We start from the raw sequence: 14329 nt of genomic DNA on the forward strand, positions 1-14329 counted from the left end.
GCGCTAGCTCGACGCGCCGAGCTGCCGGAGGGCTGCCGTCAGGCCGGCGAGTGCGGCCAGGTCGCTGGGCAGCGGGCTCGCGACCGCTGACTGCTTCGCGGCGAGCGCCGCCGTCAGCTTCCATCCGCTCCCGAGCGCCGGCGAGCCGGTCAGCTCGAGCCCTGTGCGCTCCTGGCCGGTCGCGGCCGTGAACGAGGCGAGATCGGTGTACTGGGACACCCCCGCGCCCTTCGACCAGACCACCAGGGTCCTCGGAGCGGACGCCGACGAGCGCTGGAACACGTTGCCCTTCACCGTGACGCCCATCTGCGCCGCGGAGTACGCGCCGGAGTAGTCCTGGACGCAGAGCAGGCAGTCCGCCGAGCCCTGTCCGATGACGTTGTTCTGCACGTCGAACGGCCCGTTGATCCAGGTGACGGTGGGATCGGGCGCCGGGCGGCGCGGGTCGTGGCCCTGCACGGACAGGTTGCTCGCCCGGCGGGTGTCCTGCACGAGGTTGATGTTGCGGCCGTTGCCGGTGACGGTGTTGTTCCAGATCCGCACCTGGCTGGTGTCGTTGATCTTCATGCCGTCACCGTCGTTGCCGGAGACGATGTTGTCGACGATCGAGAACTTCGAGGAGATCTCGGTGATCAGGCCGTGCCCGGCGTTGTTCACGAAGTCGCTGTGCGCCACCGTGCCGTCGTAGACGGACTCGTCGAACCACAGGCCGGGGCCGGCGTTGTCCACGAAGACGCTGTTCGTGACGTGCACCGTCCGCGAGCGCGAGATCTTCACGCCGCCGGAGACCGGCGAGTTGTTGAAGTGCTCGGTGTTGTTGCCGAACGCGAGGACGTGGTCGACGGTGAGGTTGTCGGCCGTCGACATGCTCGCTCCGAGCATCCCGTTGCGTGCGAGGGTGACGTTGCGCACCGTGGAGCCGGACTGCATCACGAACAGGCCGGTGGTGGCGCAGTCGGTGATCGCGACGTTCTCGATGGTGATGCCGGGGTTCTCGGCCGTGACCGCTCCCATGTGCGGAACCGACGGGGCGAACCGGGTGACGCCGATGCCGCGCAGGGTGCTTCCGGCGCCGCGGATGCTCGCGGCCTTGGCGATGTCGCTCGCGCGGACGACGTGTCCGGCGGGGTTGCTGCCGAGCACCAGCTGCTTGGCCGCGTAGTCGACGTAGAACGTTCCCGCCGTCACCTGCGCGGCGGACGCGACCTGCTTCTGGGCGACGCCGTCGATCCAGACCTGGTCGGGATGCGCCGCCATCGGGTAGGCCGGGTTCACGAACTGCCAGCTCGGGGTCGTGTTGTCCGGCGCCCCGAACGTGTACGTCGGGCTCGCGTCGAACTGAGCGGTCCAGCCCTTGGCGACCCAGCGCGATCCGGATGCCGCCCAGCCGCCGACGACGCTGCTGCCGTCGAGCCAGACCGCTTCCTTCGGGTACGACTGGATGGTCACCTTCTTGCCGTCGGGGACGCTGATCCCCTCATGGTAGGAGCCGCCGCGGACGACGATGGTCGAGCCGCTCGGGGCCTTCGCGATGGCGGAACCGATCGTGCGCAGCGGGGCCGCGCTGGTGCCGGCGGCGCCGTCCTTGCCCGTGGTCGCGACGAAGATCGCGTTCGCGGGCACGGGGTAGGAGGTCGAGCCGATCGCCGCGGACCCGGCCGAGACGCGGGTGGCGGTCGCCGGCTTGTCGGTCGACGGGGCGCCACCACCGGCGGCCGGAGGGTTCGGCTGCGTGGGCTGGGTCGGCTGCGTCGGCTCGGTGGGCTGAGTCGGCTCGGTCGGCTGCGTCGGCTGGGTGGGTGTCGAGGTGGGGGTCGGGGTCGGAGTGGGCGTCGACCCGCCGGAGGTGCCCTTGACCAGGCTGTACACGGTCGGGTTGTCGACGGTCACGGTCGCCGCACCGGAGGATGCGGACGCATACGTCCAGAGCGCGACGCCGCCGGGGCGGGTGATCCGCTTCGCGGAGCCGTCCTCCGCGACCGCCTGCCAGGCCTGCGGCCCGCTCGCCGAGGTCCACACCCGGGCGGCGAGGTTGACGCTGGCGGTGCCGGTCGCCCGGAACTCGAGGAAGGCGAGGGTGTGCGCGGGGACCCGGAAGGGGAGGGTCGCCACGGCGAGCTGGGTCTGTGCGGTGGCGGAGCCGTCGACGCGGACGATCTGCAGCTCGGCGGTCCCTCCCGGCGCGACGCGGACGTCGGCGCGATAGTAGGAGCCGCCGGTGGCACGCAGCTGGACGCCGGTGGAGACACCGCGACCGCTCGTCGGCAGATTCCCGATCGCGAGGGCGTAGGTGGCGCGGGCGTCGCCTGCGCTGACGCCCTTGAGCGTCGCGGTGCGGGACTGGCCCGCTTCCGGCACCCGGACGGTGCCCGCGGAGCCGTCAAGGCTGAAGGACGACGGGTCGTTCACGGTGTAGGCGCCGCCGACGGGGGCCGCGCCCCATCCGCGCGCAGTGGTGCGCGTCATCGGGTCGGAGACGAGCAGTCTCCCGTCGGTGTAACCGGCGGCGACGGTGGCGGGCGCCGCGCTCGCGACGGTGCCGACAGCGGCGACGGCCGCGACGACTCCGATCGAGGTCAGAGCGGCGACCAGCTTCTGGCGACGGGTGGGCTTCCAGGATGCACGGTGGGTGCTACGGCTCACGGGTGTCCTTAAGGCAGAGGGAGGGCATGACGAAGATGGGTGCCGAAGCACCCGCGAGACCAGTAACCGGTCTACCCCATCTCGGTGCCCGAGCACAACTCGAATGTGACCCGAACGGGGGTCACATCGCCCATTCAGTCCCCCGCACGGGAGCCAAGCCTCCGTGCCGGGACGCCCCCGACGATCTCGCCAGGCTGCACCTCCCCGCGCACCACCGCACCCGCCGCGATCACAGCGCCCGCGCCGATCTTCGCCCCCGACAGCACCACCGCGCCCGCTCCGATCCAGACGTCGTCGCCGATCACCGTCTCGGCCCTCACCTCGCCCTGTTCCCGGATCGGCCGGTGCGGATCGGAATACACGTGATTCTCAGAAACGACGGTGACGGACGGTCCGAGCAGGCAGTCGGCGCCGATGCGGACCCCGCCCTGGCCGAGGATGACGTTGAACGCCCCGATCGAGGTGCGCGGTCCGATGAGGATCCCCACTCCGAGATTGCGGATGACGCCGGACCCCCTGAGCACGGCACCCTGGTCGACGGTCACCCCGTCGCGGAGCACGACGCCGCGGCGGGACAGCCCGTCGATCGTCACGCCCGACCCGATCACGGTGTCGGCGCCCAGCCGCACGTGCCGCCGGTTCCGGATGGTCACCCCGCGCGCCAGGTAGCTGGAGGGGAGCCCGCGGACCGCGCCGCGCGCCCGCTCCCGGACGCGCCGAGCCACGGACGCCACGATGTCGTCCGCGGTGAGCGCGGGGTCGAGGCCCTGCTCGAGCTTCCTCGTCTTCCGATACGCCTTATCGACCAGCTGTCGCAGCACGCCTGTCGCCTCCTCGTCGCATCCGCCCGGCCTCGACCGCGGCCCCGCGGATCGCGGCGACCGCGCGGTCCCACCGGTAGGCAGCGGCCCAGCGGCCGTCCACCGGGGTCGCTCGCGCCATCGCCGCCCGGACCGCGCGGACCATGGACGCGTCGTCCTGCGGGTCGAAGAAGTCCCCGACCGGCCCGAACTCCTCGAAGGCGGGGATGGCACTGAGCGCGATCCGCGCGCCGGACGAGGCCGCCTCGAGCACGGGGAGGCCGAAACCCTCGTCCAGGGACGGGAACACGAACGCCGCGCAGTTCTCGTACAGCCACTTCAGCTCGCTGTCCGGCAGGAAGCCCGCGCGGATGACGCTCCCCGCGGCGACCGCATCGTCGAAGACCGCCGACGCGCCCGCGAGCCCGTCCGGCACGCCGACGACGACCAGGGGGAACCGCGCGGTTATGACCCCCGCATCCCCGAGCGCGCGCACCAGACGCTCCAGGTTCTTCCGGACGTTGATCCGCCCGACGGCGAGCAGGAACCCGCCCGAGAGGCCGGGCAGCGCCGGCGGCGAGCTCCGAGCCGAGCGGAACCCCTCGGACACCGCCAGCCCGGTGGCGATCGTCCGCCCGGCCAACCGCGGATTGCGGGCCTCGATGCGACGCCGTTCGGTCTGCGACGATGTCGCGATCACGTCAGCGCGAGCGGCGCCGCGCGGGATGAGAGAGAGGTAGGCGCGCTCCCGCGCGGAGAACCACTCGGGATGCTCCTGGAACATCACGTCGTGCACGTAGACCGCCCGGAGCGCCCGCGACAGCAGCGGGGTGAAGTTCTGGCTGAGGACCAGGTCGGCGCCGCGTCCGCGTGCGTCGAGCTCGAGCATCACCGCGGCGGCGTGCTGCGGCGTGCGGAGCCGCACCTCTGTCACAGCCGCAGGCGGCGCGAGCCGGTCAGCGCTCGCCTCCCCCGGGTCCGGACGCGCGAGGACGATCCTGTCCTCCGGGAACGCAGCGGCCCACGCGTGGACGAGCGAGATCAGCACGTTGCGACCGGACGGCGGTCCTCCGGTCCACCAGTAGCCGTCGATGAGAACGCGCAGCTCGCTCACCCCCTCTCATCGGCCGGATACCCGCCAAGTCTGCCCGCATTCTCAGGGACTTTCTGCCCCCCACTCAGGTGTCGAAAGATCCTCAGTTTTAGTGTTACTGTCGAAAGACTCGCACTGTCCCACCCGACGACTTGGACACGACATGGACCTCGGCGGCTACCTCAAAGTCTTCCGCGAGCGCTGGCTCGCGATCGCACTCTGCCTCCTCCTCGGCATCGGGACCGCGGCGGCCGTGACCGTCTCCACTGCGCCGACCTACCAGGCGAACGCGCTCCTCTTCCTCAAGGTGACCTCCGACAGCGGCTCGCTCTTCGACCGGTCTCAGTTCAGCGTCCAGCGCGTCAAGTCCTATCCAGACCTCGTCGACAGCCCCGACGTGCTCCGACCGGTGATCAGCGACCTCCACCTCGACACCACTCCGGAGGCCCTCGCCACCAGCGTCTCCGCGACGAACCCCATCGACACCGTCGCCCTGCGAGTGACGGCCCTCTCCGCGGACGCCAAGCAGGCCGCCGCCATCGCCAACGCCGTCTCCTCCGAGCTCTCGCAGGAGGTCGCCCGCCTGGAGGCGGCGTCGAGCTCCGCGAAGGCGAGTTCGTCGGTCCAGCTGGTCCTCACCGTTCCCGCCGTGACCCCCAGCAAGCCGCTGTCGCCCAACCGGACGCTGAACCTCGTGATCGGCGCGGCCAGCGGCCTCGCGGCCGGACTGATCCTCGCGATCCTGCTCTCCCTCGCCGACCGGCGCCTGCGCACCAGCGCGGACGTCCGCAAGATCGGCGGCCTTCCGCTCGTCGGCCAGCTGCCGCGGCGCAAGCGCGGCTGGGAGGGCCTCCTCCGGCGGCCCCGCGCCGGCGACGCCGTCAGCGCGTACAGCGAGGTGCTGACGAACATCGGGCTGCTCTCGGCCGGGCGCCTGCCGCGGATCCTGACCCTCATCCCAGCGGGCGGGCACGGTGCGGCCAAGGACTCCCGCGTGCAGCTCGCGGTCGCCGCCGAGTCATCGGGGCGCAAGACGCTGGTGCTCGAGGCGGACGTGGCGTCCGCCCGATCCCTTCCCGCCGACGCCCGGCTCAGCGAGGTCGGACTCGCGACCGTCCTCGACGGCGAGGCCTCGCTGGCGGACGCGATCGTCGACTCGACCAGCGGCACGGCGATCCTCCCCGTCGGCCGGCACAGCCGCCTCCCGATGCGGGATGCGGTGGCCACGCGGATCAGCGGCATCCTCTCCGAGCTCGAGGAGTCGTTCGCCCTCATCGTGATGCAGTCGACGCACGGCGCCCGCCCCATCGACATCGAGCTCGCCACCCAGGACGCGGACACCGTCGTGCTGGTCACGGAGTACGCGAAGACGCGCCCGAGCGACGTGAGCCGCCTGCTCGCGCAGCTCGAGCTCTCCAACGTGCGCCCTCTCGGCGTGCTCATGACGGGAGTCCCGCGCTGGCGCCGCATCGTCGTCGCTCAGACCTGGCTTCCGAACGACGCGCGGACGCGCCACAAGAAGAGCCGGCTGCGCACGGTCGCGCACACGGACCGTCAGCCGTCCGACTTCCCGGGAACGCAGAACCAGGAGTCGCTCGCCTGAACACTCGGCGAACGGCCGGTTTCCTTTTGGTGACAAATACTCACTTTTCTGGAAGAATAGCCGAGTACTTCTCATCGAGCGAAGGGGACCCTCGTGACCGTCGGCTACGCAGCAGGGGCGTTCGACCTGTTCCACATCGGACACCTGAACATCCTCAAGCACGCGAAGAGCGAGTGCGACCACCTGATCGCCGGAGTGGTCTCCGACGAGATGCTGCGGCTCACGAAGGGCATCGACCCGGTCATCCCGCTCGCCGAGCGCCTGGAGATCGTGCGCAGCATCGCCTACGTGGACGAGGCGGTCGCCGAGACGGTGCCCGACAAGCTGGACATGTGGCGCGAGCTGCGCTTCGACGTGTTCTTCAAGGGCGACGACTGGCGCGGGACCGAGAAGGGACTGCGCCTGGAGCGCGAGTTCGCCGCGGTCGGCGTGGAGGTCGTCTACTTCCCGTACACGATGACGACGTCCTCGACCCAGCTGCGCCAGGCGCTGGCCGCGCTGGCCGGCTGACCCGGGCGGACTGACCCGGCCTCAGACCGGGACGCCGCCGACCAGCACCAGTTCGCGCGCGGGCGCCGCCACGAGCGCCTCCGGCACGTTCTCGGCGTCGACCAGCACCACATCCGCCGGCGCGCCCGGGACCAGATCGTGCACCGCCCGGCCGACGAACACGCCGGCGTCGCTCGTCGCGATGCGCACCGCCTCCACCAGCTCCTCGTCGCGGCGCGCCCCGGAGAGCTGCGCCAGGCGCGTGGCCAGAGCCAGCATGTCGCCGTCGCCGTACGGCCCCCAGAGGTCGCGGATGCCGTCGGTGCCGAGTCCGACCGGGACGCCGGCGTCGCGGAGCAGCCGCAGCGGCAGCCGCGGCGCGTTGATCGGCGCGACCGTCGTGATCGACACGCCCGCCTCCCGCATCCCGTCCACGAGCGCGTGCTGGCGGGCGGCCGGCAGCTCGCCGATCGCGAAGCCGTGCGCCACGTTCACCCGCCCGGCCAGCCCGAGCGCCCTCGTGCGCTCGATGATCAGCTCGTACTGGAACGCGCCGAGCTCGCCGCCGTCGTGCAGGTGGATGTCGATCCCGACCCCGCGGCGCCCGGCGATCTCGAACAGGCCGTCCAGCTGGCCGACCGGGTCGCGGTCGATGGATGCGGGGTCCAGGCCGCCGATGTGGTCGGCGCCCTCCGCCGCGGCCGCATCCAGCAGGTCCATCACGCCCGGACGCCGCAGGACACCGTCCTGCGGGAAGGCGACGATCTCCAGCGCGACCGGCAGCCCGAGGGCGGCGACCGCCTCCCTGACCACCGCGATGCCGCGCAGGCCGACGCCGAGGTCCACGTCGACGTGCGAGCGGAACGCCGTGGTGCCCTGCGCGACCAGCGCGCGCAGCAGCGCGCTCGTCGACTCGAGACTCGGGATGCCGAGCTCGTCGCGGTGCGCCCGCTCGTGCGCGATGCGACCCTGGGTGGTCGCCTCCCCGCCGTAGCTCACCCACGGCCTGCCCCACCAGCTCTTGTCGAGGTGGGCGTGCGCGTTCACGAACCCCGGCAGCGCGAGCAGGCCGCGGCCGTCGATCGCGTCGTCCGAGGGCCGAGCGGGCAGATGCGGCTCGACGGCGGCGATCCTGCCGCCCTCGATCAGGACGTCGCTGGCGGCGCCGCCCCACGGCCGCACGTTCCGCAGCAGCGCGGTCATCGGTCCGCGAACCGGTCGGTGGCCTCGATCAGCGCGTCCAGGATGCCGGGCTCGTCGTACGCGTGGCCCGCGTCCGGGATCATCCGCAGCTCGGCCTCCGGCCACGCCCGGTGCAGGTCCCACGCGGTCATCGGCGGGGTGCACGCGTCGTAGCGGCCCTGGACGATGACGCCGGGGATGTCCGCCAGCCGTCCCGCATCACGGATCAGCTGCTCCGGCTCGAACCAGCCGCCATTGACGAAGTAGTGGTTCTCGATCCGGGCGAACGCGACGGCGTACTTCTCCTCGGTGAAGGTCGCCACCACCTCCGGCCTCGGCAGCAGCGTGATCGTGGACGACTCCCAGCGCGACCAGGCCACCGCGGCCGGTCCGTGCACGGCGGGGTCGGGGTCGGCGAGCAGTCGGCTGTACGCGCGGACGAGGTGCCCGCGCTCCTCCGCCGGCACCGGCTCGATGAAGCCCTCCCACAGGTCGGGGAACAGCGCGGCCGCACCGCCCTCGTAGAACCAGTCCAGCTCCTGCGGGCGCAGGGTGAAGATGCCGCGCAGGATGAGCTCGGTCACCCGCTCGGGATGCGTCTCGGCGTACGCGAGGCCGAGCGCGCTCCCCCACGACCCGCCGAACACCTGCCAGCGCTCGATGCCGAGGTGCTCGCGCAGGCGCTCCATGTCCTCGACCAGGTGCCAGGTCGTGTTCACGGCGAGGTCGGCCTCCGGCTCGCTGGCGTGCGGGAGGCTGCGGCCGCACATCCGCTGGTCGAACAGCACGATGCGGTAGCGCTCCGGGTCGAAGAGCCGGCGGTGAGAGGGGGTGGTGCCGCCGCCCGGGCCGCCGTGCAGGAACACGACCGGCTTCCCGTCCGGGTCGCCGCTCACCTCCCAGTACACCTGCTGTCCGTCGCCGACATCCAGCATCCCGCTGTCGTACGGCTCGATCTCCGGGTAGAGGCTGCGCATGCTCCCGAGGCTATCGGTCGCGCCTGCGACGGTCAGAGAGCGGAGCCGGCGACCGAGAACGTGTCGCAGCCGGAGGCGCCCTGCTGGTAGCCGCGGGTGAACCAGCGCTGACGCTGCTCGGCCGATCCGTGCGTCCATCCCTCGGGGTCGACGCGACCGGTCGCGGCCTTCTGGATGCGGTCGTCGCCGACCGCCGCCGCGGCGCTCAGCGCGTCCTGGATCTGCGCCGGGGTGATCGGCTCGAGGAACGCGACCCCCTTCTCGTCCTTCGTCGTGGACGCCGCACCCGCCCAGCTGCCGGCGAAGCAGTCGGCCTGCAGCTCGGTGCGGACGCTGTCCGAGGCCGGCCCCGTCCCGCGGCCGGTGTGCTGGTCCATGATCCCGGAGATGTTCTGGATGTGGTGCCCCCACTCGTGCGCGACCACGTACATCTCCGCGAGCGGGCCGCCGCTCGCGCCGAACCGCGACCGCAGCTCGTCGTAGAACCCGGTGTCGACGTAGAGAGTCTCGTCCGGCGGGCAGTAGAACGGGCCGACCGCGCTCGTCGCACCGCCGCATCCGGTGTCCGTCTGGTCGGTGAACAGGATGAACCCCGGACTCGCGTACTTGCCACCGAGCCGCGGCAGCTCCTGCGCCCAGTAGATGTCGAGGGAGGCGGCTGCGCCCTGCATCCTGCAGTCGATGCTCGTGTTCGCCTCCGCGCCGGTCCCGCAGCTGACGGCCTGGTCGCCGGTGCCGATCTGCTGCGTGCCACCCGACCCGCCGCCGACCAGCCCGGACATGTCCACGCCGAGGAGCTGCGCGATGAGGAACACGGCGATGGCGCCGAGGCCGACGCCCCCGGCGGCGATCCCGGTCGTGCGCCCGCGGCGCCGGACCTTTCCTCCACTGATGTCGGCGTTGGGGTCGAACGTCATGCGGTCACCGTACGCCGCCCTCGTCGGCGGCGGGAGCGCCGGGCTAGGCTCGGGAACATGAGCACCGACCCCGTGAACGTGACCGTCACCGGCGCAGGCGGGCAGATCGCCTACGCCCTTCTCTTCCGCATCGCGAGCGGCCAGCTGCTCGGTCCGGACGTCCCCGTGCGGCTGCGGCTGCTGGAGATCCCGGCAGGTCGGGGCGCGGCCGAGGGCACCGCGCTGGAGCTGCAGGATGCGGCGTTCCCGCTGCTCGCCTCCGTCGACGTCACGGAGGACGCGGGGGCCGCGTTCGACGGCGCCAACGTTGCGCTGCTCGTCGGCGCACGGCCGCGCGGGGCCGGCATGGAGCGCGCCGACCTGCTCGAGGCCAACGGTGCGATCTTCGGCCCGCAGGGCGCCGCGATCAATGCCGGGGCTGCGGACGACATCCGGGTGCTCGTCGTCGGCAACCCGGCCAACACGAACGCGCTCATCGCCTCCGCGCACGCGCCGGATGTGCCCGCCTCCCGGTTCACCGCGATGACGCGACTGGACCACAACCGGGCCGTCGCGCAGCTCGCGGCGCGCCTGGGCGTGCCCGTGTCCGCGATCGACGGCGTGATCGTGTGGGGCAACCACTCGGCGAGCCAGTACCCGGACCTCAGCCACGCGACCGTGAACGGGCGCCCGGCCACCGACCTCGTCGACGAGCGCTGGCTCGCGGACGAGTTCATCCCGCGCGTCGCCAAGCGCGGCGCCGAGATCATCGACGTGCGCGGGTCGTCGTCGGCCGCGTCAGCGGCGAGCGCCGCGATCGACCACGTCTTCGACTGGGTGAACGGGACCGGCGAGCGCTGGACATCCGCCGCGATCGTCTCCGACGGCTCCTACGGGGTGCCGGAGGGGCTGGTGTCCTCGTTCCCCGTGCGCGCGGTGGATGGGGAGTGGCACATCGTCCAGGACCTCCGCATCGACGCCTTCTCGCGCGAGCGCATCGACGCTTCCGTCGCCGAGCTCGTCTCCGAGCGCGACGCCGTCCGCGCCCTCGGCCTCCTCTAGCCCGGACCTCGAGCACAGGGAAAAGGTCGCGATTCGGATCGAATCGCGACCTTTTCCCTGTGCTCGGCGGCTGGGTTACTTCTTCTTCTGGGACTTCTCCTGGGCGGGGAGGGTGCCTGCGGCGCGGTGCTCGGCGAAGTAGGCGCGCGCCTCCGACTGACGCTCGGCCTCCGCACCGGACGCGATGGCCGCGCGGACGAGGTCGGGGCCGTAGCCGAAGGCGTCCACCAGGTCGACGGCGTGCGGGCGGATGCGCGTGAGCAGCCGGTCGATGTACGCGGTCACGGCCTGCGCGCGCTGCGGCGACAGCCGCCCGTTCATCAGGTACCAGGCGAGGTGCTTCTCGATGAGGCCGAAGCCGAACAGGTCGCGCAGCCAGGTCAGCACCTGCTTGGTGCCCGCGTCCGGCGCCTTCTCGAGCGCCTCGGTGAACGCCTCCCACTGCAGCAGCTCGCCGTGCGCGCGTGCCGCCTCGATCAGCTCGTTCTGCTGCGAGTTGAACAGGTCGGCCGCCGCCTTCTTGCCGAACTTGGATGCGGGGCGCAGCCGGCCGCCGATCTGCGAGATCATCGTCTCCACCCGGTCGGTGAGCAGCTCGCGCTGCGTCGCCGGCTCCTGCAACCAGTTGACCGCGCGGGCGGTGGAGCCGAAGTCGCGCACGGTCTGCGCGACGCTCCGGAGCCCCGTGCCGTGATACGCCTTGCCCGCCGCCTGCGTGACGACGTAGCGCGCCAGCGCGCCGGCGTCCGCCTTCGCGAACTTGCGGCTGAAGTCGGTGAGCAGGCGCTTGGCGACCAGCTGCAGCAGGACGTTGTTGTCGCCCTCGAAGGTGACCCAGATGTCGAGGTCCTGGCGCAGCGAGGTGATCCGGTTCTCCGTGAGGAAGCCGGCGCCGCCGCAGGCCTCGCGCGCCTCCTGCAGCGTGTCGAGCGCGTGCCAGGTGCTCAGCGGCTTGAGGGCCGCGGCGATGGTCTCCAGGTCCTGACGGTCGGCGTCGCTGTCCGCCGCGCCGCTGAACACGTCGTCGAACTTGTGCAGGAACACCTCGTGCGCGAAGCTCGCGGCGTACGTGGTGGCGAGCAGCGGCAGCAGGCGGCGCTGGTGGCGCTGGTAGTCGAGGATGACCTCCTCGTCGGTGTCGCTGCCCGCGATGAACTGGCGGCGCTGGTCGGCGTAGGTGAGCGCGATCTTCAGGCCGATCTTCGCGGCGATGGTCGAGGAGCCGTCGAGCGAGACGCGGCCCTGGACGAGCGTGCCGAGCATGGTGAAGAAGCGGCGGCCGGGGCTCTGGATCGGCGAGCTGTACGTGCCGTCCTCCGCGACGTCGCCGTAGCGGTTCAGCAGGTCGGTGCGCGGGATGCGGACCCCGCTGAAGTGCAGGCGGCCGTTGTCGACGCCGTTCAGGCCGCCCTTCTGGCCGTCGTCCTCCCCGCCGATGCCGGGCAGGAACGCGCCGTCGGCATCCCGGATCGGCACGTAGAACGCGTGGACGCCGTGGTTGACGTTCTTAGTGATGAGCTGCGCGAACACGACCGCAGCGGTGGCGTCGACGGCGGCGTTGCCCAGGTAGTCCTTCCACGCCCCGCGGAACGGGGTGTCGATGACGAACTCCCGGGTCTCGGGGTCGTACGTCGCCGTCGTCGCGATGCTGGCGACGTCGGAGCCATGCCCGGTCTCGGTCATCGCGAACGCACCCGGCACGTCCAGCGACATGATGCCCGGCAGGTACTTCTCGTGGTGCGGCTCGGTGCCGAGGTGCAGCACCGCCGCGCCGAACAGGCCCCACTGGACGCCGGACTTGATCTGCAGCGACGGGTCCGCCGCGACGAGCTCCTCGAAGGCGGCGATGTTGCCGCCGTGGTCCTCGGCTCCCCCGACCGACTTCGGGAAGGCGCGGTGCACCTGGCCGTGCTCGACCAGCAGCTTCAGCTGCTCGAACACCCGCTTCCGATGGTCCGCGACGCTCTGACCCTCGATCTTCTGCATCTCCGGCCGGGCGGCGAGCTCGCGGGAGGCCAGCCGGACCTCCGCCCAGTCGCCGAGGAGCTGGCGACCCAGCGCCTCCACGTCGACGCGCGGCGCTGCGCCGGCCGCGGGCGGGTTTCCGGTGGAGGTGGTGGTGCGGGGGGTGTTCGGGGCCGTCGTGCGCTCAGCGGTATCAACCATGAGTTCCTCTTCGATGTCGGGGTCACCGCCACGCTACGACCGACTCCCGCGGAGCGGAAACCGTCGGTGCGGCGGCTACAAAACGCCACGCCACGTGCCCGAGCCCGTTTGTGGGAAGCTCCAAATCGGGCCCCCTCGGATCGGCGGGTACCGACAACGGGCGGGGACGATCAGGCGTCGAGGAGCAGGGAGCGCACCGTCTCGCGCAGCGCGGTCAGCTCCGCCGGCACGTCCACGGCCCGCGCGAATCGCACCAGGGCGCGCACGGCGGGACCCGAATCGGTCGCCTCGCCCGCGAGCAGGTGATCGAGAAGGTCGCGGGAGGGCAGCTCCCGGACGATCCCGGACTCATCGGCGCCCCACTCCGGTGCGCCCGCCCTGCGGCAGTCGCCGGCGATCACCACGTGCTTGCGGCGGGTGGACGACGCCCCCGTCCACTCCGAGCCGCCGTACCAGTGCGCACCGGCGACGAAGCCGGTCTCCTCCCGCAGCTCCCGGAGGGCCGCCGCCACCGGTTCCTCGCCGGGGTCGACGATGCCGCCGGGGATCTCGGCGATCCAGCGCTCGGGGCCCACGCGGAACTGCTCGAACACGAGCGCCGTGCCGTGCGCCGTGAAGGCGACGACGCAGACGCAGTCGGGCTGTACAAGGACGTCCCACTCCGAGACGCTGCCGGAGCCCGTCCGATAGGTGTCGACGCGCACCCGGATGAAGTGCGCGTACGCCTCGCGCTCGGACAGGCGGGTCCATGCGCCGGGGTCAACGGAGTCGTCCACCCGGTCATCCTGACACGCAGAACCGCCGGGCTCCCGATGGGGCGCCCGGCGGTTCCGGTGACGGCGTGCCTACGCGGCGCGGCGGTTCGCCGGTCCGCGCAGCGGCGCGGCGAGCGCGGCCCGGGCGGCGGCGGAGCCCTTCAGCTCCACGACGGCGCCCTCCTGGACCTGCTCGTCCCTGCCGATGCGTGCGCCGTTGCCGATCATGGCGTTGGCGCCCAGCTTGGCGTTGCTGCCGATCTTGGCGCCGCTGCCGACGACGCATCCCGCGCCGATGTGGACGTTCGCGCCGACGAACGTGCGGTCGCCGATCGTCGCCCCCTTGTCGATCCAGCTGCCGGCGCCGATGTACGCCTCGAGGCCGACGCGGGCGTCCGCCTCCACGTATGCGGTCGGCTCGATGTATGCCGACTCGGCGACGCGCGCGGTCGGGGAGACGAGGCCCCTGCCGTTCGCGTGCCGCCTGTACTTGATGACTGCGCCGGTCTCGTCCTCGAGCTCTTCGATCATTCTCGCCATCTCATCCCTCCTTCGAGATCGTCGCGTTTCTTCCCAGCTGACATAACGCGAAGCGACCCGGAAGAATTCCTGATCGCCCCACGGAAAGGGCACTGTACGCGCCGACTCCGGGGGCGACCAGGG

12 protein-coding genes are annotated in these 14329 nt (G+C 71.8%); 3 read left to right on the plus strand and 9 right to left on the minus strand.

Annotated features, from left to right (window positions below):
• Positions 1-3: 3 nt before the first annotated feature.
• The 3 genes from AAME72_RS04260 to AAME72_RS04270 all read right to left on the minus strand — a co-directional run bounded on the left by AAME72_RS04260 (position 4) and on the right by AAME72_RS04270 (position 4557).
• Entirely contained in the window at positions 4-2643 is a 2640-nt protein-coding gene (locus AAME72_RS04260; protein WP_348788994.1) for a right-handed parallel beta-helix repeat-containing protein, read from the minus strand.
• Positions 2644-2777: 134 nt separating this feature from the next.
• Complete coding sequence (locus tag AAME72_RS04265; protein WP_348788995.1) at positions 2778-3464, minus strand: DapH/DapD/GlmU-related protein; 687 nt, start codon at positions 3462-3464, stop codon at positions 2778-2780.
• Positions 3442-4557, minus strand: coding sequence for a glycosyltransferase family 1 protein (locus AAME72_RS04270; RefSeq protein ID WP_348788996.1), 1116 nt, complete (start codon positions 4555-4557; stop codon positions 3442-3444). Before AAME72_RS04270 ends, AAME72_RS04265 begins: the two co-directional genes overlap by 23 nt.
• Before the next feature lie 142 nt (positions 4558-4699).
• Here AAME72_RS04270 and AAME72_RS04275 point away from each other — a divergent pair, with 142 nt between their 5' ends.
• Both AAME72_RS04275 and AAME72_RS04280 read left to right on the plus strand, forming a co-directional pair.
• Positions 4700-6139 carry a Wzz/FepE/Etk N-terminal domain-containing protein gene (locus tag AAME72_RS04275; protein ID WP_348788997.1) on the plus strand — a complete coding sequence of 480 codons (1440 nt, stop codon included), beginning with the start codon at positions 4700-4702 and terminating at the stop codon, positions 6137-6139.
• 93 nt (positions 6140-6232) lie between these two features.
• Positions 6233-6649, plus strand: coding sequence for an adenylyltransferase/cytidyltransferase family protein (locus tag AAME72_RS04280; protein WP_348788998.1), 417 nt, complete (start codon positions 6233-6235; stop codon positions 6647-6649).
• Between the two features lie 21 nt (positions 6650-6670).
• On the opposite strand, the gene AAME72_RS04285 is transcribed toward AAME72_RS04280, so the two are convergent.
• Genes AAME72_RS04285 through AAME72_RS04295 form a run of 3 tightly spaced genes read right to left on the minus strand, consistent with a single transcriptional unit; the run spans position 6671 to position 9704 of the window.
• Positions 6671-7831, minus strand: a complete 1161-nt coding sequence (locus AAME72_RS04285; protein WP_348788999.1) for an amidohydrolase — start codon at positions 7829-7831, stop codon at positions 6671-6673.
• Complete coding sequence (gene pip / locus AAME72_RS04290) at positions 7828-8787, minus strand: prolyl aminopeptidase (RefSeq protein ID WP_348789000.1); 960 nt, start codon at positions 8785-8787, stop codon at positions 7828-7830. The genes AAME72_RS04285 and pip overlap by 4 nt, the downstream gene beginning before the upstream one ends.
• A 32-nt stretch (positions 8788-8819) precedes the next feature.
• Entirely contained in the window at positions 8820-9704 is an 885-nt protein-coding gene (locus AAME72_RS04295; protein WP_348789001.1) for a neutral zinc metallopeptidase, read from the minus strand.
• A gap of 57 nt (positions 9705-9761) precedes the next feature.
• Here AAME72_RS04295 and AAME72_RS04300 point away from each other — a divergent pair, with 57 nt between their 5' ends.
• Positions 9762-10745: a malate dehydrogenase gene (locus tag AAME72_RS04300; protein WP_348789002.1), complete on the plus strand. Its 984-nt coding sequence runs from the start codon at positions 9762-9764 to the stop codon at positions 10743-10745.
• A 75-nt stretch (positions 10746-10820) separates the two neighbouring features.
• On the opposite strand, the gene AAME72_RS04305 is transcribed toward AAME72_RS04300, so the two are convergent.
• The 3 genes from AAME72_RS04305 to AAME72_RS04315 form a co-directional block, all read right to left on the minus strand.
• On the minus strand, positions 10821-12911 hold the full coding sequence (locus tag AAME72_RS04305; protein ID WP_348789003.1) for an acyl-CoA dehydrogenase: 2091 nt from the start codon (positions 12909-12911) through the stop codon (positions 10821-10823).
• Between the two features lie 170 nt (positions 12912-13081).
• Positions 13082-13687 carry an NUDIX hydrolase gene (locus AAME72_RS04310; protein ID WP_348789004.1) on the minus strand — a complete coding sequence of 202 codons (606 nt, stop codon included), beginning with the start codon at positions 13685-13687 and terminating at the stop codon, positions 13082-13084.
• Positions 13688-13756: 69 nt separating this feature from the next.
• Complete coding sequence (locus AAME72_RS04315; RefSeq protein WP_348789005.1) at positions 13757-14206, minus strand: DapH/DapD/GlmU-related protein; 450 nt, start codon at positions 14204-14206, stop codon at positions 13757-13759.
• Between the last annotated feature and the right edge of the window lie 123 nt (positions 14207-14329).

It is taken from the genome of Leifsonia sp. NPDC080035, assembly GCF_040050925.1.
Taxonomy (GTDB): Bacteria; Actinomycetota; Actinomycetes; order Actinomycetales; family Microbacteriaceae; genus Leifsonia.